This window comes from Consotaella salsifontis, assembly GCF_900167365.1.
GTDB classification, from domain to species: domain Bacteria; phylum Pseudomonadota; class Alphaproteobacteria; order Rhizobiales; family Rhizobiaceae; genus Consotaella; species Consotaella salsifontis.
This window is the reverse complement of sequence record NZ_FUXL01000001.1, coordinates 207,850-230,295: the sequence shown is the minus strand read 5'-3', so window position 1 is coordinate 230,295 and position 22,446 is coordinate 207,850. Positions and strand designations below refer to the sequence as shown.

The 22,446-nt window shown below is 64.7% G+C and carries 16 protein-coding genes; 6 read left to right on the top strand and 10 right to left on the bottom strand.

Going from position 1 to position 22,446, the window contains the following annotated elements; translation table 11 throughout:
* Positions 1–93 precede the first annotated feature (93 nt).
* The 4 genes from B5D38_RS01065 (at position 94) to B5D38_RS01050 (ending at position 6,030) form a co-directional block, all read left to right on the top strand.
* Positions 94–1,914 carry an ABC transporter ATP-binding protein/permease gene (locus B5D38_RS01065; RefSeq protein WP_078706517.1) on the top strand — a complete coding sequence of 607 codons (1,821 nt, stop codon included), beginning with the start codon at positions 94–96 and terminating at the stop codon, positions 1,912–1,914.
* A 31-nt stretch (positions 1,915–1,945) separates the two neighbouring features.
* Positions 1,946–3,223, top strand: a complete 1,278-nt coding sequence (locus B5D38_RS01060) for a glucoamylase family protein (protein WP_078706516.1) — start codon at positions 1,946–1,948, stop codon at positions 3,221–3,223.
* Between the two features lie 5 nt (positions 3,224–3,228).
* Entirely contained in the window at positions 3,229–4,650 is a 1,422-nt protein-coding gene (locus tag B5D38_RS01055) for a glycoside hydrolase family 15 protein (protein ID WP_165690747.1), read from the top strand.
* A 156-nt stretch (positions 4,651–4,806) separates the two neighbouring features.
* Complete coding sequence (locus tag B5D38_RS01050) at positions 4,807–6,030, top strand: YeeE/YedE family protein (RefSeq protein ID WP_078706514.1); 1,224 nt, start codon at positions 4,807–4,809, stop codon at positions 6,028–6,030.
* Between the two features lie 120 nt (positions 6,031–6,150).
* On the opposite strand, the gene B5D38_RS01045 is transcribed toward B5D38_RS01050, so the two are convergent.
* A complete protein-coding gene (locus tag B5D38_RS01045; protein WP_078706513.1) occupies positions 6,151–6,714 on the bottom strand; it encodes a flavin reductase family protein in 564 nt (187 codons plus the stop codon).
* 248 nt (positions 6,715–6,962) lie between these two features.
* Here B5D38_RS01045 and pyrF point away from each other — a divergent pair, with 248 nt between their 5' ends.
* Positions 6,963–7,808, top strand: a complete 846-nt coding sequence (pyrF, locus tag B5D38_RS01040) for an orotidine-5'-phosphate decarboxylase (protein WP_078706512.1) — start codon at positions 6,963–6,965, stop codon at positions 7,806–7,808.
* 169 nt (positions 7,809–7,977) lie between these two features.
* Here pyrF and B5D38_RS01035 read toward each other — a convergent pair whose 3' ends face one another.
* From B5D38_RS01035 to B5D38_RS00995, 9 genes are all read right to left on the bottom strand, one after another.
* On the bottom strand, positions 7,978–12,603 hold the full coding sequence (locus B5D38_RS01035) for a 2-oxoacid:acceptor oxidoreductase family protein (protein WP_078706511.1): 4,626 nt from the start codon (positions 12,601–12,603) through the stop codon (positions 7,978–7,980).
* Between the two features lie 83 nt (positions 12,604–12,686).
* Entirely contained in the window at positions 12,687–13,841 is a 1,155-nt protein-coding gene (locus tag B5D38_RS01030) for an HD domain-containing protein (RefSeq protein ID WP_078706510.1), read from the bottom strand.
* Between the two features lie 214 nt (positions 13,842–14,055).
* The gene (locus B5D38_RS01025; RefSeq protein WP_078706708.1) at positions 14,056–14,253 is read right to left on the bottom strand and encodes a 4Fe-4S dicluster domain-containing protein; all 198 of its coding nucleotides are present in this window, start codon (positions 14,251–14,253) and stop codon (positions 14,056–14,058) included.
* Between the two features lie 60 nt (positions 14,254–14,313).
* Positions 14,314–15,435 carry a hydrogenase large subunit gene (locus tag B5D38_RS01020; RefSeq protein WP_078706509.1) on the bottom strand — a complete coding sequence of 374 codons (1,122 nt, stop codon included), beginning with the start codon at positions 15,433–15,435 and terminating at the stop codon, positions 14,314–14,316.
* Positions 15,432–16,067, bottom strand: coding sequence for an NADH-quinone oxidoreductase subunit C (locus B5D38_RS01015; RefSeq protein WP_078706508.1), 636 nt, complete (start codon positions 16,065–16,067; stop codon positions 15,432–15,434). Before B5D38_RS01015 ends, B5D38_RS01020 begins: the two co-directional genes overlap by 4 nt.
* Positions 16,064–16,573, bottom strand: a complete 510-nt coding sequence (locus B5D38_RS01010; protein ID WP_078706507.1) for a 4Fe-4S dicluster domain-containing protein — start codon at positions 16,571–16,573, stop codon at positions 16,064–16,066. Before B5D38_RS01010 ends, B5D38_RS01015 begins: the two co-directional genes overlap by 4 nt.
* A gap of 15 nt (positions 16,574–16,588) precedes the next feature.
* The gene (locus B5D38_RS01005) at positions 16,589–17,026 is read right to left on the bottom strand and encodes an NADH-quinone oxidoreductase subunit B family protein (RefSeq protein ID WP_078706506.1); all 438 of its coding nucleotides are present in this window, start codon (positions 17,024–17,026) and stop codon (positions 16,589–16,591) included.
* Positions 17,027–17,037: 11 nt separating this feature from the next.
* Positions 17,038–17,991 carry a respiratory chain complex I subunit 1 family protein gene (locus B5D38_RS01000; RefSeq protein WP_078706505.1) on the bottom strand — a complete coding sequence of 318 codons (954 nt, stop codon included), beginning with the start codon at positions 17,989–17,991 and terminating at the stop codon, positions 17,038–17,040.
* Between the two features lie 6 nt (positions 17,992–17,997).
* Entirely contained in the window at positions 17,998–21,798 is a 3,801-nt protein-coding gene (locus B5D38_RS00995) for a proton-conducting transporter transmembrane domain-containing protein (protein ID WP_078706504.1), read from the bottom strand.
* Positions 21,799–22,034: 236 nt separating this feature from the next.
* Between B5D38_RS00995 and hypA the strand changes: the two genes are divergently transcribed.
* On the top strand, positions 22,035–22,406 hold the full coding sequence (gene hypA, locus B5D38_RS00990) for a hydrogenase maturation nickel metallochaperone HypA (RefSeq protein ID WP_078706503.1): 372 nt from the start codon (positions 22,035–22,037) through the stop codon (positions 22,404–22,406).
* Positions 22,407–22,446: the final 40 nt, after the last annotated feature.

Sequence of the window (22,446 nt, the reverse complement as noted above, 5' to 3'; positions counted from 1 at the left end):
CAGCGAGAGACGCAATAAGGCGCGCTTCCAGGCCGGCGCATGATCGCACGGCTATCTAAATATCTGAACTAGTCTCGCGAGAATCTCTGCGTGATGACCGACGGCACCCAGGACAAAACCGAACCGAACGGCGAAAACAGCTTCATCCTTCAGCTCAAGATGATGCTGGAAGCCTTTCAACATTCAGGGGTTCGTAATCGCGTCCTCGTGCTCGCAAGCGGGCTGGTCGTCGTCATCTTGCTGACGGCCTACGGTCAGATCAGGCTGAACGCTTGGAATCAGCCCTTCTACGACTCATTGTCGCGGCGCGACCTCGATCAATTCCTCACTCAGTTGCTCGTCTTCGGGATCATCGCCGGCTGTCTTCTGGTCCTCAACGTCTCGCAGAACTGGCTCAACCAGATGACGAAGCTGCGGCTGAGGGAGGGTTTGACGCACGAACTCTTCGAACAGTGGCTGCTGCCGGGCCGCGCCTTCAAACTGTCCGGTGCGGGCGAAATAGGCGCCAATCCGGACCAGCGTATCCACGAGGACGCGCGCCACCTTACGGAGCTGTCGACAGACCTCGCCGTCGGCCTTTTCCAGGCGAGCATGCTGCTCCTCAGCTTCGTCGGCGTGCTTTGGGTGCTGTCGCGCGATGTGGTCTTCCATGTCGCCGGAGAGAGCTTTTCGATTCCGGGCTACATGGTGTGGTGCGCCCTGTTCTACGCCGGCACAGCCTCGCTGTTCAGCTATCTCGTCGGCCGGCCGCTCGTCCGCCTCAACACCGCCCGTTACGCCCAGGAGGCCGAGCTTCGCTTCGCCCTGGTTCGGCTCAACGAGAAGATCGACGACATCACCCTGTCGCGTGGCGAAGGCGAGGAGAAGCTTCGCCTCAATATGGAACTGCGCAACGTACTGCGAATCGTGCGCCTGGTCATCTTCGCGCAGACAAGGCTGAACTGGGTCACGACCGGCTACGGCTGGTTCACGCTGATCGCCCCCATTCTCGTTGCGGCGCCCGGCTATTTCGGCGGGGAACTGACCTTCGGCCAGCTGATGATGGTGGTCGGCGCCTTCAATCAGGTGCAGCAGGCGCTGCGCTGGTCGATCGACAATTTCAGCACGATCGCGGACTGGAGAGCGACCTTCAACCGCGTCGCGAGCTTCCGGCATGCCGTGGTTGCCATGGACGTGGTCGCGGATGCGCAGGTCGAGCGTATCGAGTACACGACCTTGCTGGAGGACAAGCTCGTCATCGACGACCTCAAGGTCGCCTCTCCGGCCGGAACCGTGCTGCTCGACGAGCAGCATGTGGAGATTCTCCCGGGTGAGCACGTGCAGGTCATTGGCCAGTCCGGCTTCGGCGGCCACTATCTCTTCCGCGCCCTGGCGCAGCTTTGGCCCATGGGCTCGGGGCGGATCGGGCTGCCTGCCGGCGACGACATCGCCTTCATGCCCCGCCAGCCCTACATCCCGCCGGACACGCTGCGCGCCATTCTCGCCTATCCCTCGACCGCAGAACTCTTCACCGATGCGGACTTTGCGTCCGTGCTCGGCAAGGTTGGCCTTGAGCGCCTGATCGCCACTCTCGACCGCCGGGCGCGCTGGGATCGGGAATTGTCCCACGAAGAGCTGCAGTGCGTCGCCTTCGCGCGCATGCTGCTGCACCGCCCGCGTTGGATCGTGATCGATCAGGCGCTGGGCAGCTTCGAGGAACGGGGAAGCCGTGCGATCCTGGACGTGATGCGGCAGGATCTGCCGCGGGCGGGCATCATCAACATCGGCCGCAGCGACTCGGAGAGCTTCTTCGAGCGCACCCTGCATCTGGTTCGCGACCCCGGAGGCCGGCATTTCTCGACAAAGCCGGCCGCGCTGGCCCGGAACAAGCAGAAGCAGAAAAAGAGGAAGACACCGGCCGAAGCCGAAGGCTGACGCTGGCCGGTCTCAACGAAAGCGATTCGAGATGCCGGACTTTCATGCCCTGTCCACCCTGCCCGACCAGGACCTTCTGGAGTTCGTCCAGCGCGAGACGTTCCGCTTCTTCTGGGAAGGCGCGCAGCCAACCAGCGGATTGGCGCGCGATCGCTGCCGAAATTCCGTCGATCCCGACCCTTCCGACGATCTCGTGGCGATCGGCGGTTCCGGCTTCGGCGTCATGGCGCTGGTCGTGGCGGTCGAGCGTGGCTGGGTCAGCCGGCCAGACGCCCTGGCAAGGCTCGACACGATGCTGGCCTGCCTGGAACGGGCGACCTGCTACCACGGCGTCTATCCGCACTTCATGAACGGGCGGACGGGCGCGACGATCCCCTTCTTCCGCAAGGATGACGGTGCCGATCTCGTCGAGACGTCGCTGCTGTTTCAGGGCCTGCTGATAGCGCGCCGCTATTTCGATGGCCCCGACCCGGCAGAACAGGCCGTGCGCGGGCGCATCACCAATCTTTGGCGGGAAGTCGAGTGGAACTGGCACACCCGCGACGGCCGCAAGGTGCTCACCTGGCACTGGAGCCCGAACAACGGCTGGAGCCTGGATCATGAGATTCGCGGCTGGAACGAGTGCCTGATCACCTACGTCCTGGCCGCGTCCTCCCCGACCTATGCCATCGATCCCGATGTCTATCATCGTGGCTGGGCCGGCGGGCCGGCCTTCCGCAACGAGCGGCGCTATTACGACATCGAGCTGCCGCTCGGCATGAACTGCGGCGGCCCGTTGTTCTTCAGCCATTACTCCTTCTGCGGGCTCGATCCACATGGTTTGACAGACCGTTATGCGGACTATTTCAAGCAAAATGTCAGCCATACGCTGATCAATTACGAGCATTGCCGGCATAATGCCGCCGGGCACAGCGGCTATGGCGAGGCATGCTGGGGCCTGACCGCGAGCGACGATCCCGACGGCTACTCGGCTCATGCTCCCGACAACGACAACGGCTCGATTTCGCCGACGGCAGCCCTTTCAAGCTTTCCTTATGCGCCGGATCAGGCGATGGCGGCACTGCGCCACTTCATCGGCGATCGGGGCGAGCGGATTTTCGGCCGCTACGGTTTTGTCGATGCGTTCTGCGACAACCGCGACTGGACGGCCGACACGTTCCTGGCCATCGACCAGGGTCCGATCATCTGCATGATCGAGAACTTCCGCACCGGGTTGCTCTGGCGCCTTTTCATGAGCGACCCGGACGTGCGTATCGGTCTGCGCCGGCTGGGCTTCGACAGTCCTTACCTGCGGGCCGGCGAGGCATGACCGCGATGGATCGGGCACAGGGCGGAATCGAGGACTGGATCACTCGCCAGAAAGCGGTGTCGGAGGCGGCGCTGCGCGGGGCGATCTCCCGCGAGGACCTGACGCATGAGCGCAAGGGCTTTGGCGTTACGATCCGGCCGCGGCGAGGCTCGGTGCTCGCGTCGCCCGTCTCCGCTCATTACGATCCCGACCCCGACTATTTCTTCCACTGGTTCCGCGATTCCGCCGTCATCATGGAGGCGCTGCGCGTTTCGGAGGAAATATCCTCAGCGAATGCTCTCTTCGCCGATTTCATCCGCTTCAATGATGACCTTCGCCACCTCAACGGCGCGGAAGCTCCAAGCCGCGAGGCGTCGACGGCCCCCGAATTCCAGCAGTATCTGCGCCCGCCTTCCGATCTGGCTGCGGTGCACGGAGAGGATGTCTCGCGCGAGGCGCGGGTCAACGCCGATGGCACGCTCGATTTCACCCGCTGGGCCCGCCCGCAGAAAGACGGCCCAGCAGCTCGCGCTTTGACTCTCGCGCGATGGTGGGATCGGATCGGACCGGATATCCGCCCCACGGCGCTCGACCTCATCGTGGAGGATCTTCACGCGATCCGCTCCCACCTCGACGAACCGAGCTATGACATCTGGGAGGAAGAACTCGGCGATCACTATTACACGGACCTGCTCCAGTGTGCCGCGCTCAAGGTGGCGGCGGTGCTGTTCACGAAGCTGGGCGAGCCGGGCAGCGCGGCCTGTGACGAGGCGGCGGAGCGGCTGGAGGATAAGCTCGCCCGCTATGTCTGCGACGAAGGCTGGTACCACAGCCGCCTGCCCACCTCGGGCACGGACGAGCGCAAGTGCCTCGACATGGCGACGATCTTTGCCGTGCTCCATTCAGATTTTGACGACGGCCGCCACAGCGTTCTCGATCCTTCTGTTCAAGCGACCTTCTTGAGGTTGGAGGATCATTTCGCCATGGCCTATCCGATCAACAAGGAGGGTCCGGGCGCCCTCGCCCCCGCCATGGGCCGCTACCCCGGCGACCACTATTTCAGCGGCGGCGCCTATTATTTCTCGACCTTCGCAGCGGCCGAATTCCATTTCACCCTGGCTCTTGCGACCAGTCTCGGCGCCCGCCTGCCGATCACGCTCGCAAACCGCCCGTTCCTGCTTCGCTGCCTCGGAGAAGACCTGGTCGCTGCGGACTGTGCTGTGGTCCGACCATCTCCCGAGGTCAGCGAGCGGTTCCTTCATCGCGGAGATGCATTCCTGAAAACGGCACGCGCCTTCACCCCGCCTTCCGGCGAGCTATCGGAACAATTCGACCAGACCGATGGCCGGCAAACCTCGGCCAAGGATCTCGCCTGGAGCCATGCCGCCTTCCTGACAGCGACCCATCGGCGGGAACAGGCCCGCGCCGCCGCGCGCAACGAGGGCTGAAACCGAGCCATCCACCGTCTATCCGAAGAACATTTGTTTCCGGACAACGTGAATCGGCGACGATCTACCTGGATTTCGTGACTGAGAGAGAATTTCCTTCGTCGCGCCAATGCTGGCGATCGATCATAGTGCGGCATCTCACGGAGTTTCTCTCTCATGTCGACGCTCGTCACTTCTCCCACTCGTCTACCGGCGTCCCCGCTTGGAACCTCGGGCTTCGTTGCGCTCGCAGTCCTTATTCTCGGAAGCATAGCGCTTGTCCTGACCTTCGGGCCGGCGAAGGGCGCGCTGTTCCTGGTGGGCGGCGGCCTTGGCATCGCCCTCTATCATGCGTCTTTCGGCTTCACATCGGCGTGGCGCGTTTTCATTCTCGACGGCCGTGGCCGTGGCTTGAGGGCACAGATGGTGCTGCTCGCGCTCACGGTCCTGCTGTTCTTCCCCTTCCTCGCATCGGGAATGCTCTTCGGTCACGAGGTCAGGGGGCTGGTTTCGCCGCTCGGCACCTCCGTGATCATCGGCGCCTTCATGTTCGGCCTCGGCATGCAGTTGGGCGGCGGGTGCGCGTCAGGCACGCTCTTCACCGCCGGCGGCGGCAATGCCCGTATGCTGGTGACGCTGTTCTTCTTCATCGTCGGCTCCGTGCTCGCCACCATCCATTTCGACTGGTGGGTTTCGCTGCCCTCGCTCGCGCCATACAGCCTCGTTTCGCTTGGCGCGCCTGCGGGCATCGCCGTCTCGCTCGCCCTGTTCGCGTTGATCGCCGGGCTGACCGTGATCGTCGAGAAGCGGCGCCACAACACCCTCGAAAGCGCGCCTGAGGCGCCACGCCATGGCCTGAAGCGCTACCTTCGCGGCCCCTGGCCGCTGCTCGCCGGCGCGGTGGCGCTGGCGGTCCTCAACTTCGCCACGCTGGCGATCGCCGGTCGCCCCTGGGGCATCACCTCGGCCTTCGCCCTATGGGGCGCTAAGGCCGTCCAGCTCGTCGGTGTCGATCCCAGCGCATGGGGCTATTGGCAGAAGCCCGGCAACGCGGCGGCCTTGCAGGGCAGCGTCTTCGCCGACGTCACCTCGGTGATGGATTTCGGCATCATCGCCGGCGCGATGCTCGCCGCTTCCCTCGCCGGCCGTTTCGCCCCGAACTTCCGAATCCCCGCGCGCTCGCTCCTGGCCGCGGCTATCGGCGGCATCCTTCTGGGGTACGGTGCCCGCATCGCCTATGGCTGCAATATTGGCGCCTATTTCTCCGGCATCGCCTCGGGCAGCCTGCATGGCTGGCTGTGGGCTGTCGCGGCCTTCGCTGGAAACATCCTCGGCGTCAGGATGCGTCCCTTCTTCTTCGGCGAGGCCCGAGCCAGCGTCGCGCGAAACGACGGCGCCTGATCCCAATCGAAAATCACGATTCGAGAAGCGGCGCGGGCGGCATCTGTCGCCCGTGCCGTTGTCATAGGGACGGCATAAATTGAGCCAAGGACGCATTCTGTCCCAGAACAGACGCCCCGATCATCCGAGCATGTCTGGTCGAAATTGCGAGCGGCGGCTGATGACGCGCCCCGACACCATGAAGACCCCGTCACCCGTGTAGTGAAGCGTCTTTGGATGCTTGGGGCTCTCGGCGACATGCGCCTTCACCACCTCGAAGATGAAGAAGTTGTACCGGTTGACGAGCGCATCGTCGTAGAGCCGGCACTCGAAGTTTGCGTGGCACTCGCCGATCATGGGCGCGCCGACCTCCTCGCCCTCTTCCGCCGTCAGGCCGAATTCAGCGAATTTGTCGATCTCGATGCCCGATGTGTTGCCGACGGCGATGGCCTCGTCGGTCAGAGCGGTGGTCGGCAGGTTGATGACGCATTCGCGGCTCGTGCGAATCAGGTCGAAGCTGTGGTTTCCCGACGAGATCATCAGGCCGACCAGAGAGGGCGAAAAGGCCATTATGGTGTGCCAACCCAGCGTCATGATGTTGGTCTTGTCATGGAGCCGGGAAGAAATCAGGACGATCGGCCCAGGCTCGAGATAGCGACGAACCTCGCCGACCGGCAGGTCGCGCTTGGGCCCCGTTCTCGCCATTCATGAACTCCAAATTCGATTCGATTTCCGACGCACCGGCGCGTCACGGGCGGGTTGCCCCTGGCTTCGAGGATTCGGTCGGCGAAATTCGGGCAACGAACGCGGCCAGCCGAAAAAGGCACCAACGCCGAGCCTTCGGCACCCGGCGCCCCAAGGAGTTTGATCGCCGATCGAGCAAGGCTAACCTATCGCATCTCTGGCCGGCTCTGGTAAATGGGGCGCCACCCACCCGCCAAGGAGCTGCCGTCATGCCGAGCAAGGAACCCTTTCACGCGCGCTGGTCGCGCCTTGCCAAGGATCTTTCCCCGCTTTGCGTCGGGCTCGATCCTGCGCCTGCGACCCTTGCGGCCTGGGGACTGGATGAGACGCCGGATGGCGTGCGGCGGTTCTGCCTCTCTCTGCTGGATGCCTGCGAGGGCCACGTCGCGGTCGTCAAGCCGCAGGTCGCCTTCTTCGAGGCCTTCGGCCCCGCCGGCTTCGAGGTGCTCGCCGAGGTCATGGAAGACGCGCGGCGGCGCGGCATCCTCGTGATCGCCGACGTCAAGCGCGGCGATATTGGAACCAGCACAGCGGCCTATGCTCGCGCCTGGCTTGAAACATCCGGCAGCGGCTTTCGTGCCGACGCCATCACGGCGCATGCCTATCTCGGCGTCGAGGCTCTCCGGCCGCTGTTCGATACGGCGGCTGCGAATGGCGGCACGGTCTTCGTGGTGGTTCGCTCCTCCAATCCCGAAGGCGCCGGCCTGCAGAATGCCGACCACAGCGGCCGCCCGGTCGCCGACGTCGTCGCGGACGGCATCGCGAAGGTCAACCATGCGTTCCCAGGCGAAGTCCCCGCCTCGGCCGTGATGGGCGCGACCCTCGGCGAGGAAGCGAAACGCACGCTCGCGCTGATGCCGAAGGCTCTCTTCCTCGTGCCCGGTCTCGGTGCCCAGGGTGCCAGCCTGGACGACATCGCGAGCCTTTTCGGCTCAGCGGCGGACCGCGCCATTCCCACGGCTTCGCGCAGCGTCGCCCACGCGGGACCGGATGCCGCGGCGCTGCGGAGCGCCGTCGCCACCCTCGCTCGCGAGGCCAGGCGGCTTCAGGGCTGATCCCTCCTCGGCTCGTTCCTTCGAGTTTCGTCCAACCTGATCGGCGCCCGGCTCCTGCGAACCGGGCGTTTTTGTTTGCCTTTCGAGACACCGTGCAAGGTGCTCCGCTCAAACAAAAAGGGCGGCCGCGCGAGGCAGCCGCCCTTTCCTCTGGTCCCTTTGGTCAGGGTTATTCAGCGGCCACGGCAGAAGCCGCATACTGCTGCTTGAGGGCGTCGACCTCCTGGCGATGCTTCTCCTCCAGGGTATCGAGCTCCTCGCCCGCCAGCGAGCGAAGCAGGCGCCAGATGTATCGCCGCTCCTTCACCAGCTCGACCATGGGCGCGCTGACCGGGATGCGGACGAGCTTGCGGCCCTTGACCTGCCAGATGAACGGCGTCTTGCCTTCCTGTTCCTCGGCCGAAAGGTCGATGAACTCATGCACCGGCACGCCCGCCACGTCGTCGGCCATCGGCTTGGCGCGGAACTGCTTCTTGAAGCGTCCCTCGGCGATGGCGAAGTGCGCCGGGGTCAGCGGGTATTCCAGTTCCTGCGTCTCACCGTTCTCGTCCTCATATTCGAGGACTTCCATCGTCCAGTCCTGATCGACATCCGGGTTGCCCTTCAGCGAGAAGCGTTCGGCGAGGGTCTGACCGGCTTCCGGATCATGGACGAAGAGCGGCGCCATGCGGCAGCGAACCGCCAGCTTGCCGCGCTCTGCCGAGATGCCGTCGGCGATACCGTTCTCCGCCTGGCACCCAGCGTAGACGTCGAACAGCACCGGATGGGACGTGCGCGACAGACCAGTGAGGACGTTGGACAGGAAGTGACCCTGCATCGCCGCCGTCGTCTGCACCACCATCACCTTCGGGTGGAAGGCGGCGATGATGCCGAGCTCCTTGCGCGAGTCGGTCTTGCCCGGATGGGCCGCACCGTAGCGCGCAAGGTCCGCGTCCTGGCCGGTGAAGCTCGAGGTCGAGGCCTGACCACCGGTGTTGGAGTAGCCGCCGGTGTTCAGCACCAGCACCTTGATCGGGGTCTTCGTGGCCAGAAGCCGCGAAAGAGCGCCGAAGCCGATGTCGTAGGTTGCGCCGTCACCGCCGATGCTGAACACCTTGGGCAGGCGCGCCAGCTCCTCTTCGGTGAAGTCTTCCCAAGCCAGCGTCTTCAGCTGCTTGTCGTGAATGGCCGGATCATAGGCGTCGCTCAGTTCCAGAGCGGCGATGCGCCGCGCCTTCACCGTGTCGACGGCCCCCGCCGCCATGCCCTCGAACAATCCCTTGGCCAAAGCCGGCGTGTCCTGGAACAGGCTGTTGACCCAGGGGTCCCGGTATTGGGTGAAGGGGAAGGTCGAGGAATAGACGCTGGAGCAGCCCGTCGCGTTCGCCACGATCGAGGCGGCCGGACCCTGGCCCGTCGGGCCACTCTCCAGCCGATAGAGCTCACGCTCCAGCTCGGCCATGGCGCTTTCGAGGCGGCCTCGCCGAGCCTCATCGGAGCCGATCTTCGCCAGCTTGTCGGCGAGCTGGCCGAGGAGATCCTCGAGCTCGACGACGTCGGCCTTGCGCTGCTTCTTCGATAGGGCATGCCCCGCCGAGGTCACGAGCCGCACCGCCGTCGCCTCGCCGCAGCCCCGGCATGCGCCGTGACCGCCGGTCGTGGCGTAGTAGTTGTCGCGGTCGAGGATCAGGCGCTTGGCGTTGGGGCCCGAAACCTGATCGGTGAAGCGCGAGGCCGTGTTCGGCGTCTTCATCAGGAACTCGAAGCGCTCCTCCAGGGTCTCGAGGAGAGCGTCGTCCTGCTCTTGCTGAACCAGGGCGTTGGCGCCGCAAACCGAAACGCATTCCAGGCACCCGCTGCACTTGGAGGGGTCGAGGCCGACCGAGAACAACCCGCCCTCGCCCGGCGACTTCTTTTCGACCTGATCGAAGAACAGCCGGGACTTCGTGACCGGGAAGTTGGCGAGAACCTTCTCCATCTTCTCAAGGTCGGCGGCGAGAGACGGATCGCGCTCGGCGATCGGCGCCGCAGCAGCCGCGAAGGCGACGTTGAACGGCTTGTCCTTCGGTGTGGCCTTGTAGTCCGCGCGGATCGCCTCGGCGATGGCCGCGACATGCGGGTCCACCACCGCCTGGCGCTCTTCCGGCAGATAGGTCACCGCGGTCGAGACCAGATCGCCGATCTCGTGAACCGTCGAAGGCATGGCTGCATCGGGGCAGATCAAGGTGCATTCCAGGCAGGCGGTGCACTTTTCCGCGTCGAAGAGCGGAACCGTGCGCCGGAACAGGCCCTTCTGCTTGGAGGCGCCGCTCGACGGCGGCATGAAGAGGCCGGCGCCCGGCATCACCGGCGATTCGCCGATCGTGCCATCGTTGAAGGCCTTCAGCATGGTCTCGTCATAGTAGACCGGGTCGAACAGGGCCGTCGGCGAGAACGGCGCATCGACATGGCACAGCGCCGCCAGCGACTGTCCGGCCTTGTGGGTCGTCTGATGCGTTCCGCCACTCGCAGCGAGGTAATCCGGCTCATCGTAGGGAACGACCTGCGTCGCTTCCAGGCCCTCGCGGATGACGGCCATGTTGCCGGCGACGACCGCATCGCCCTTGCCGCCGAACTTCTTGTTGATCTGCTGACGGATCTTCTCGAGGATCGCCGACTGCTCTGCGCCGGCCGTGATGCGCTCGACCGAGCCGCACAGGGCGCCGATGAAGGCGATGCCCATCATGCGGGTTTCGAGCTCGGCCGAAGGCGCATGACGCCGCGCCACGGCGAACGCGTCGATGATGCGGAACTTGATCTTCTTATCCCGGATCGTCTGGCGCGCGCGGGCCGGCAGCGAACGCCACACCTCGATCGGCGAGAGGTTCGACTGCATAATGAAGGTGCCGCCCTCCACCAGTCCCTTGAGCGGGTCGGTGTGCGAGAAGACCTTGTGGTCCGGCGAGATGACGATCTCGACGTCCTCGATCTCCGCGTTGGTGATCTTCACCGGCTCGGGGCTCAGCGTGATGTAGTAGTTGGTCGGCGCACCGCTCTTCTCCGAGCCGTATTTCGGGGCGGCCTTGGAATAGAGGCCGAGAACGCCCGCGAGAATGTCCGTCAGGAGCTTGCCGGTGGCGATGGTGCCGTAACCGCCGACGGAGTGGAAGCGGATGCGGAAGGCATCCTCGGGCAGAAGCGCCGGGTTGCTGCCAGCCTCCAGCGCCATCAGCTCGGTTTGCGGATAGGCCGCCTTCAGCCTGGCCTGGATCTCCGCCATCGCCGGGCTCGGATTCTTGAAGAAGAACTGCGAGCCGAGATAGACGAAGGGCGAGCTCGCCTCACGGTCCATGTTATCGAAGCCGGCGATGAGGTGCCGGGACTGGAGGTCATGGCCGCCAAGGCCGAAGATCGCGGTGGTGAGCTTCGGCAGCGCGTCGATCGGCTTGATGCCCGGATGGCGCACACCGTCGGCGTTGGCGCGGGCCTTGAAGAGCGCGGCAGTGACGAAGGAGGTCAGCGCCGTGACGTCGGAGCGCTCCAGGATGGTGACGGCGCGCTTGCCGGCGAGAGCCTCAATCAGCTCAGCCTCCGGGAACGGCTGAAGCAGCTTGACGGAGATCGAGCCGACCTTGCGGCCCTGCTTGCGCAGGTGATCCACCACCGCCTCGACGTCCTCGGTGACGGAACCGAGGCCGACCATGACGGTCTCGGCGTCCTCGCAACGATAGGCCTTGAGCGGCGTATAGCTACGCCCGGTGAGCGCCGAATATTCGGCCATCGCCTGACGCGCCAGGGCCGGAACATCGGCCGCGAAGTGCGAGAGATGGTCGACCGCGCCGGACTGGAAGTCCGGCTGGTTCTGCACGCCGCCGGTGAGGCCGGGATTGTCGACGTCGACGAGTGCCGGAACCAGCTGGCGGGTGCCCTTCTCCCAGGCGTTCAGCCACTGGCGGCGCCATTGGCCGCGCAGGGATTCCGGCACGTTCGGCAGCGTCGCCGTCAGCAGTGCGCCCGCGCTGTCGGTCTCCACCGCTTCCGCATGGTCCTTGAGATAGGTTTCGAGTTGGGCGCGCGCCGCTTCACCGATCTCGGTGCGATGGCGCATCAGCCAATGACGCAGCTGCGTGACGCGCCCCTTGGCGCCGAAGAGGATCTCCTGAGCAACGGTCGGCGCCTTGATGCGGCTCTGGGGATCGCCGAGATACTGCTTCAGCAGCGCGGGCTCAGGCAGGCGAGCCTCGCTCATCATGTGGCTGGTGGCGAAACCGTCCATGCAGTTGGCGACGGGGATCAGAGACAGCGCCGCCGTGCGATAGGAGATCGCGGCAAGGTCCGCCGCCTCCTCCGGGTTCGAGCCGAACATGATCGTATAGCCCGAGGGAAGCAGGGCATAAACGTCGTCGTGCCCGGCCATGACGTTCAGCGAGTGCTTGGAGACGACGCGAGCCGCCACCTGCAGAACGAAGCCGCCGACCTTCTTGCCGACCGTCACGTAGTGGGACTCGAGGCCGTAGAGGATGCCCTGGCTGGACGAGGCGTTGGAGACGTACTTGCCACCGGTCAGCGCAGCGCCAAGCGCGCCGCTCTGCGCCGAATGCTCGCCCTCCGGCTCATAGAAGAACGGATGCTTGCCGAAGACGTTGACGCCGCCCGCGGCGCGATAGGCCTCGAACGTCTCGCTGATTTCCGTCGACGGCGTGATGGGATAGCCGATGACACCGCCGCAGACCTGCCCCATCACGTAGGCAACCGCGCCGTTGCCGTTAATCACTTCCGGCTTGCCCGGATACTTCGCCTTCCCGTCGTCCGACGCTACGAAGTTGATGGTATCCATTCTTGGATCTCCAGATGTTTGTGGTGCCGTGGCGATGTTTCGCCTTTCGCCTCGAATGGGGCGAACGGAGCCCTCGGTCGTTGCTAGAAATCTCCCATCACGGCACCCTCGGGAGCCCTGATGGAAAGAGGTTCGAAAGGCGTCATGTCGATTTCTGACTCCACGGCGTGGAGCATGGTCTCGGCAGTGGCCAGCCGCGCGCTGATCTCGCGTACGGCTTCGGGATCGCTGCCGAACCTCGTAAAGGCCGGTGCGAACCGTTCGGCCAGGGAAACTCTTCGTTCTCCCTGAACCAGCTTCTCAGCCAGAAAGAGCACCGCTCTTTCATCGATGGTCTTGCCGTCGAAGGCAGCGCCCAGATGGTGATCGGCCACCAGGTCGGCGACTTTCGGGAAGCCGAAGACACGCAGCATCCCCGATCCCACTTCGGCGTGGTGCGAGTGGCCCTTGCCGATGTCGTGAACAAGCGCTGCCGAGCGGACAAGCCCGACGTCGAGGCCATGGCCCTTCTCGTTGAGCTGCTCGGCGAGCCAGGTCGCGAGCTCGGCCACGGCTTGGCAATGACGGCACACCGGCTCATCCATGGCCACGACCGCCATCATCGCTTCGCACTCCGCGTCGTCAGGAGCGTGGTGGCTGGCGAGCTTCTCCGTCCAGTCTGTCATCTCCACGCCAGCAGCCTCGACGCAGCCATGATCGAAGACCGCGATTTCGCGCGCTTCTCCCTCATGACGGGCGAGGACGGCGGCAAGCGCCTCGGGCGCCGGCTCGTCGACGATTTCGGCAAAGAGGGTCCGGTCGAGATAGACCGGGAATCCCCTGTCTCCCTGGAAGGTGGGATAGACGACGGGGGCCGCCGTCTCGAAAGCGGCACGCAGCACCCTGTCGATGGTGCCGGGGCGCAGAAGGGGAAGCTCAGCCGGCAGCACGAGACAACCGTCGAGCAGAGGGGAAAGCAAAGCGATCCCGCCGCGCGCCGCCTCACCGCCCGTGAGCGCGAAGATGGTGCCGCGGTCGCTGGGATCACGGGACAGCTCCATCCGGCGCCCCTGCCGGTCGACGACGATTTCCACACGCCGTAAGCCCGCCTCTTCCAGACAGCGAAGCGTGAAACCGATGGGCGTTTCCTCCGTGGTCGCGAGGAATGGCTCGTCGACGGCGAGCGCATCCATGGCGCCGGACGCCAGAACGACGACACCGATGCCGCCTTTGAAATCACGTAGCGAACAACAACCCATCGAGTTTCTCCTCTCCACTCGCCTCCAGGGCGGATCGGCTCGTCAGGATCGCCAGCGAGGCCCCTGTTCCCGCAGAGAAGCGGGAGCTATCGGAAGCCGCTGGTGCCTTCTTATCGGCCGGAGAGCGCCACACGCACCGTTCGGCCGCCTCCCCCACGCCTCCCGGCCGCTGGGTCAAAACCCGGGCCGGGCAAGCGAGGTTGATCCGTCCCCCTTACGCGGCGGCCGGAATGCACGAGCCCGACGGGCAGATTTCGCCGCACTGCGGCTCGTCATGCTCGCCCTCACATTCGGTGCACTTCGCGGGGTTGATCTTGTAGACCGTGCCCTTGTGCGAGATCGCGCCGTTCGGGCAGTTCTCTTCGCAGTCGCCGCACGAGGTGCAGGTTTCGTTGTCGATCTTGTAGGCCATGCTCGTCTCCATTTTTTGAGGGGTTTGACGGTCACCGCCCCTGACGGGAACCGTGGGTGCTCAACGCTCCGTGCACGAGATGCAGGGGTCGATGCTGTTCACGATGATGGCTATGTCGGCCACCTTGGCATTGCGCAGCATCAATCCGAGTGCGTCCCAATTCATGAAGGTCGGCACCCGCCACTTCAGCCTCTCGGGCTGCTCGGTGTCGTTGGTTTTCAGGTAGTAGATGAGCTCGCCCCGAGGGGCTTCCGCCTTGGCCACCGCGTGTCCGGGAGGGATGTCGAGCTTGGTGCCGAGATTGACCGCACCGCCCGGAAGTTCTTTCAGGCAGCTTCGAATGATCGCGATGGCGTTTTGCGCCTCATGCAGGCGGATCATCGCTCGGGACCAGACATCGCCATCGTCGAAGGTGCGCACTTCCAACGGCATTCTGTCGTAGACGTGGTAGGGCGCCTCGCGCCGGACGTCGTAATCGACGCCGCTGCCGCGCGCGACCGGGCCGACCACGCCGCAGGCGATGGCGTCCTCCTTGGCCAGCACGCCGATTTCCTTGGTGCGCCGCAGGATCGAGCCGTTGGTCTTGAAGGTCTTGACGATCTCGGCGACCTCCGGTTCGATCTTGTCGAGGCCGGCGGTCAGGATGCCGATGGTCTCCTCGTCGAGGTCGTAGCGCACGCCGCCGATGCACATCGCGCCGAGGTCCATGCGGTTGCCGAAGACGCCCTCCTTGATGTCCTGGGCAGTCTCGCGAACCTGCATAATGTGCATGAACATCGACTCGTAGCCGACGAGATGTGTCAGGATGGCGACGTTGAAGAGGTTGGAGGCCAGCCGCTTCACCTCGCCCGCGATCACGCGCAGGTACTGCCCGCGCTCGGGGACCGTCAGTCCGGCGATGGTCTCGGCGGCCATGGCGAAGGCCTCCGGGTGGCTGTTGGAACACAGCGAGCAGATGCGCTCGGTCAGAACGATGTTCTGGTTGAGCGAGCGCTTGGTCGCCAGATACTCGATGCCACGATGGACGTGGCCGGCGTTGATCTCGACCGCGTTCACGGTCTCGCCGGAAACGTCGATGCGGAAATACATCGGCTCCTCGAGCGCGACGTGCAAAGGCCCCACCGGGATCGTGTAGTTGCTCTTGCCGACGCTCTTGCCAGGAGTGGTTACAGCGCTGCTCATGACTCGCTCGCCTCCTTGGCCTTGGCGCTTTCCATGACCTTTTCCCAAAGCGCGGTGGTGCTGCTGGCGTTGGTCAGGGTCGAGAATGGGATGAGCCGCTCCATCACCGCCGGCTCGATCGACTTGTCGAGGAACAGGCGGCGGGGATCGGGATGGTTCTCGATCCGCAGGTTGTAGGTCTCCATGATCTCGCGCTCCGGCCAGTCGGCGGTGCGGAACAGCGAGGTGAGAGATTCGACGGAGCCGCCCTGGGGCGCGTAGGCGATCACCGTCACGGTGTCGCCGACGAGGTCGAAGCTGTAGGTGATCTCGTAGGCCGTTCCGTCCATCGGCGTGCCGCCGAAGGTCATGGGCACAGGCTTTTCCGCCGCTTCGGCTGTCTCTCCCTCCTCGGCCTCTTCCTCCTCCTCGTCCTCCACTTCCGGCGGCGGCGGGGTCTGGGAACCGGTGATCAAGGAGAGCCGCGCGCCGAGGCGGGCCATTACTTCGCCCACGGCCTTGAGCTCGTCCTTGTCGGCGAGAGCCACCCAGGCGGACGTGACCCCATGGCTATCCGTGGCTGCCGAAAAATCTATTCCGGCGGGTGCGGCGGCCCTGAGCCGCGCTTCCAGGTCTTCGGGAAAACGGGTCATGCCTTCGCCTTCGTCTTTCTGGCCCTCATGAACTTGCCGCGGCACTTCGGGCAGAGCGATTTCACATGCTGAAACTCTTCCGCCGTCAGGGGCGGATTGGCCGAGCCGGCCGCCGGCGCCGTGGCGAGGCCCTTGCTGCCGCACTCCGTGCAGACCTGAAACGGGATGAGCCCGTGCTCGACCATGCGGTATTTGTCTTCCTGGCGATGGGCCAGGTGCCAGTCGGCGGTCTGATGGATCGACTTCGTCGGGCAATGGAATTCGCAGTTGCCGCAGAACACGCAGGTGTCGTGCCAGCAGTCGAAGGTCATGCCCTCGGCCGTGCGCTCCATCTTGATGGCGCCGGCGGGGCAGACGCGCTCGCACAGGCGGCAACCCTCACAGGTTTCCGCATCGAACTCGATCTTGCCGCGAAAGCGTTTGGCCGTCGGCGCCGGCGCGAACGGGAAGGCCTCTGTATAAGGCCCTTCGCGCAGGTTCCTCGCAAAAAGACGAAGGAAGTTCATCGGGTCGTCCTTTTCTTACAGCCGCTCGCGCCAGATCTGCACGGCTTGCGCGATGCCCTCGATGATCGCCTGGGGGCGTGGCGGACAGCCGGGCACGTTGACGTCGACGGGGAAATACTGGTCGATGGGGGCGAGGACGGCGTAGCTCTCGCGGAAGATGCCGCCCGAGATCGGGCAGACACCAACGGCGACCGTCACCTTGGGGTCGGGAATCTCGTCGAAGACGCGCAGCGTCGCATCGAGCACGCGCCGGGTGAGCGGCCCCGAGATGAGGACGATGTCGGCGTGGCGCGGGCTGCCGCAGTATTGGCAGCCGAGGCGCTCCACATCATAGCGCGGGATGAGCGCGCAGGTCGCCATCTCCACATCGCATCCGTTGCAGGAGCCGGCGTTGATCCGATAGATCCAAGGCGACTTCGTCGCCATGGTCTTCAGTCTTTCGATGACGCTCATCGGTTCTCTCCTCAGACCACGACCACGGCAAGGCTGGCGGCTGCCAGAAGCAGCGGCCACCGAAGGAAAAAGACGAAGGCCTGATCGATGCGCATGCGCCCCATCGAAATCCGCAGCACCGTCACCCCCGCGACCATCAGCACCACCATCTCGACGACCCAGCCCAGAAAGGCGGGGACGCCATCGAGCGGCAGCGGCATGAAGAGCGCTATGTCGAGCCCGATCACGACGACCGCCTTCAAGGCCGACATGATTTTGAAGAGGCCGAGCGCCGGCCCCGAGTACTCGAGCAACGGACCTTCCAGAACCTCCGTCTCCGCCTCCGGAATATCGAAGGGCACGATCCCCAGATTGGCTGGATAGAAGAAGCCGAAGGCGGCGACCGCCGGCCACATCACCGGATCGAGCAGGAAGAGCCCGTGGGTGCGCTGATACTCCACGATCTCGGTGAGAGAGAATGTGACCCAATGTCCCTGGGCCATCCCGGTGCGCACCGCCACGGCCGCGACGATCAACACGAGCGGCGCCTCGTAGGCCATCATCAGTGCCATCTCGCGCGAGAAACCGATGGCGCCGTAGGGCGAGCTGGAGGACGAGCCGGCAAGCATCAGAACCACGGCCGGCACCAGCAGGAGATAGATGAGGACGAGCAGGTTCCCGAGCGCCGGCGCGGGCGAATAGACGCCCGAGATCGGCACCAGGGCCGCCGCCACCAACATCGAGACGACGCCGATCAGCGGCGCGCCGAGGAAGACCAGATCGTGAGCCGTCGTCGGCACCATGGTGCGCTTGAAGGCGAGCTTCACCAGATCCAGGAAGGGCTGAACCAGCGGCGGTCCGACACGCCCCTGCAGGCGGGCGGCGATCCTGCGATCGGCGCCCTTGAGGCCGAGGCCCAGGGCCAGAGCGAACAGGCCGCCTGGAAACAGCAACACGGCGATGAGAATGGCGATCTGACTGGACATTGTCGTTCACCGTCCCTTGAGCTTCTTCGCCGGGATCAGACCCGAGGGAATCAGAGTGCGGCGGATCAGGGCGCTGGGTGCCTCATAGAGATTGCCGGCTCCGACCCTGGTCGTGGCGGCCGAGAGCTCTTCCGCTCCGCACTCATGGACCGGCGTCTTGACCACGCCCGCCCCGCGCCCGAGCCGCAGCCACGGCATGGTGAGGAGCGTCAGCACAAGCATCAGCACCGACATGAGACCGGGGCTCCAGCCCCCGGCGCCCGGCAACGGCCCGGCGAGGGTCGCCTCGATGGGCACCATGCCGAGATCAGCCTGGATCGCCGCGATGGGCACCAGGAGGAGGCCCGGCATCACGCCCACCGCCACGCTCGCTCCGGTCAGCACCAGCATGGGCACCAGCATGGCCAGCGGTGCCTCGCTCGCCTGAAGCGATTTTTCGCTGGGCGCGCCGAGGAACGCCGCATGAGCGAACTTCAGCACGGCCGCCAGCGTGAAGAGGCTTGAGATCATGGCCATGGAGCCCAGGAGCCAATGGCCCGACTGGAAGGCGGCCTCGAACACCATCCACTTGGAGGCGAAGCCGTTGAGCGGCGGGATGCCGGCCAGCGACAACCCGGCGAAGAGGAATACGCCGAAGGTGATCGGCATCCTGCGCCCCAGGCCACCGAGCTCGTCGAGCATCGTCGCATGCCCCTGAACCATGATCGCGCCTGCGACCAGGAACAGGGAGTCCTTGAGCAGCATGTGATTGACGAAATACATGAGCCCGCCGGCGACGCCGAGCGAGGTGCCGAAGGACAGCGCCATGAGCACGTAGCCGAGCTGGCAGACAGTGGAATAGATCAGCAGCAGCTTGATGCCGTTCTGCAGCACCGCCATCGCGCCGGCATAAACGATGGTCACGCCCGCGATGACGGAGATCGCCTCCATGAACAGCGGCTGGCCGTCGAAGGTGCCGCCGAACTTGGAGAAGAAGGCCGCTCCGCCGAAGAGCACGAAGAACTTCAGAACGCCCCACGGGCCGGCCTTCAGAAGAACCGCCGAGATATAGCCAGACACGGGCGTCGGCGCCAAAGCCGGGTGCATCTGATAGTCGATGCGGACCGGCAGCATCGCGGCCTTCATGACGAAGCCGAGGAAGATCAGGGCGACCGCAGGAGCAACCTTGATTGCCGGCAGCGCGGCGAGCGCAGCGCCCATGTCGGTGAGCTGGAAGGTGCCGGCCTGGGCCGCCGCCAGCGCGACCCCGAGAAAGAGGAAGGCGGCGCCGATCGAGTTGAAGAGGAAGTACTTGAAGCCTTCCCGCCGCGCCGCAACCGTCTCCTCGTGAACGATGGCGGCCCACAGCGCCCAGCTCGACATCAGCTCCCAGAAGGCGAAGAAGGTGAAGATGTCCTTCGCCGCCGTCATACCGAGAAGACCGGCGATCATCACCGTGAAGGCGGCAAAGAAGCGGGCCTGCGAGTGGCTGTGTGCCAGATAGGCGGTGGTGTGCATCATGTTGAGTGCGCCGACGCCGGCGATCAGGATCGCGAAGCAGAAGGACAGAAGGTCCATGCGCCCGGCATCAAAGAGGACGGCTACGAGCGCGGCCAGCAGAACCGAGACGGCCAGCCGCCCTGCCCACTTCACCGAGCGGGTGCCGGTGAGGAGAACGGCGATGGCCCCGACCATGGCGATGCTCGCCGGGAGCGGCCAATGGGTGACGAGATTCGGCAGCTCGGCCATTGCAAGGCCACCGCGGCTGGCGACGAGATCGCCGACGCGAGCCACCAGATCGAGCTGATAGCCGGGGGCGATCCCACCGAGCACGATGGCGCCGGCAAGGACGCAGATGGCGGTCAGCATGGTCGCCGGCGCCTCGCGGACGGCGGCATCGCCCTTGTAGGGGTGATAGAACAGCACGGCGACGACGCGTGTGTAATAGACCACGCCGATGATGCCGCCGAGAAGCATGATCGCGGCGACGAGGACGTGGCCCGCATGCGCGGCGGCATAGATCATCAGGAACTTGGACGTGAAGCCCGAGAACGGCGGCAGTCCCATGATGGCGAAGCTTGCCAGCGCATAGGCGCCGGCGCTGACCGGCATGACCCGGCCAAGTCCGGCGAAGTCGTCGATATGACGCAGGCCTGTGCGAAGAATGAAGGCGCCGGCCGCGTAAAAGAGCAGCGTCTTCATTATGGCATGATTGGTGACATGCAGAAGCGCCGCGTCCGTGGCAAGCGCCGTGCCGATGCCGAGGATGGCGATGATTTCGCCGAGCTGTGCCAGCGAAGAATAGGCGAGCATCCGCTTCAGCTCGGTCTGGAACAGCGCCTGCCCCTCGCCATAGAGGATGGTGACGCAGCCGAGGACCAGCATCAGATGGGTGATGTCGAAGCCCTGGATCGAGAAGCTCGACAGCGCCCCTACGCCGAAGACGACGTAGAGCACCTTCACCATCCCGAAGACGCCGGCCTTGGAAAGAATGCCGGACAAGGGGCCGGAAGCCGCCGAGGGCGCCTGCGGATAGGCCGCCGGCAACCAGGAATGGAGCGGGAAGAGCCCCGCCTTCACCGCGAAGCCGACGAAGAAACAGGCGGCCGTCACGAGCCCCGCAAGAGGCGAAAGGCTGGAGACGCGCTGGGCAATCTCGCCGAACTCGAAGGTTCCGAGTTCCACATGCACGAGCAGAATGCCGTAGTGCATGACGTAGGCGCCGCCGGCGCACATGATGAAGTAGAGGAAGCCTGCCTTGAGGGCCTTCTGCGACTGGTTGTGAATGACCAGGAAATAGGACGTCCAGGTCATCAACTCCCAGAAGACATAGAAATTGCCGAGCTCGTGCGCGGTGGTGAGGCCGAGCATCGAGCCGATCATGAGAAAGACGAAAAAGTAGTAGCGGTTGGCCCATTCCGCGCGCGCCATGGCGCCGACGGAATAGACGACCATGACGCAGGCGATGCCGGCGAAGAGCAGCGCGAAGAGACGCGAGGCCGGGTCGAGCCCGTCATAAAACGCCGTCATCGCCACCGTAGCCACGGCGAGGCAAACAGCGGCACGATCGCGCCACGCAGCGCTGTAGCGGCCGATGCCGTAGATCAGGAAGCCGCCCACATAGGGCACCATGACGAGCCACTCCCAGGGCGACTCGAACTCGGGCACGGTGGCGGAGCCGGCAACGCCGACGATCTCTTCCGCCAGATGCTGGAAGGGGTGCGGCCAAAGGCTGACGACGATGGTCGCTACGGCCAGGGCCACGGCAGCAGGAATCGCGAAGGATGGCGCGGCATGCAGCTCGATGCGCTTGCCGGGATGCTCGAAACACACCTTCTGGATGACCAGGATGTAATAGGCCGCGGCGACGATCGAGGCGACCGTGCCCACAGCGGCCATGACCCACTGTCCCTGCTCTATCGCCTCATAGAGGATGAGGAACTTGGAGAACGAACCCTTGAACGGAGAAAGGCCCATCACCGAGAACATGCCGAAGCCGAACAGCGTCGCGGCAAAGGGCATGCGGTAGCCGCTGCCCGCGAGATCGTTGAGGTTCGAGGACGCCGTGCGGCGGATCAGATACCAGCCGGCAACGACGACGAGGCCGCGCATCAGCAGCTGATAGCCGATGTGCATCACCGCGCCCGTGTCGCCCACGGCCCCTCCCAGGCCCAGGCCCATCAACACATAGCCAAGCTCGGCGACGGTCGACACAATGACGACGCGCGTGAGATTTGGCAGGCTGATGAGTGCGGCGATTTCTCCGAACAGCAGAAAGATGGTCCCGAGCCAAGCCCAGGCCAAAGGGTCATGTGTACTCGCTGTCACTTTCAGAGCCCTCCCCCGGACATGCGCATCCACGCTACGGTCGATAGCGCTGTTGGAGGTGCCGGTCTGTCGTCTCGGCGACAGCGATCGCGGCCGAACTGTCGGCTAGCCGACAGTTCGGCGAAAAATACAACAGTTACAACACGTTATCAGACGACTGAGGCACCGCGCATGACAGCATCCGGGAAAAGACGATAGAATGCCGTCAGGCAACGCGCACGAGTCGGGAAGCAAGAATGCACGAGACAGCCATCGTCGAGGGCCTGATCCGCATCCTCAGAGACAAGGCGCGGGAAAACAATATCGGTCGAATTTCGGTGGTGCGACTCAAGATCGGGCGGCTGCGCGGCATCGATATCCGTCAGATCCGAGGATGTTTCGAACTCTTCGCGGAAGGCACCCTCGCCGAGGGCGCGCGCCTCGACATCGACGAGATCCCGGTTTCCGCCCGTTGCCGACGCTGCGAAACCGTATGGGTCACGCAAAACTATCGTCTGGAATGCCCTTCCTGCCAGGCCGGCGATGCGGAAATCATCGCCGGCCGGGAACTTTACATCGAGACCTTCGAGGGGGAGCGCACCGAAACGAGCGCGTCAGTCGAGGACTGACCCAACGGCCCCGGTCCTCTCGGCGGGCTTTCTCCGTGTC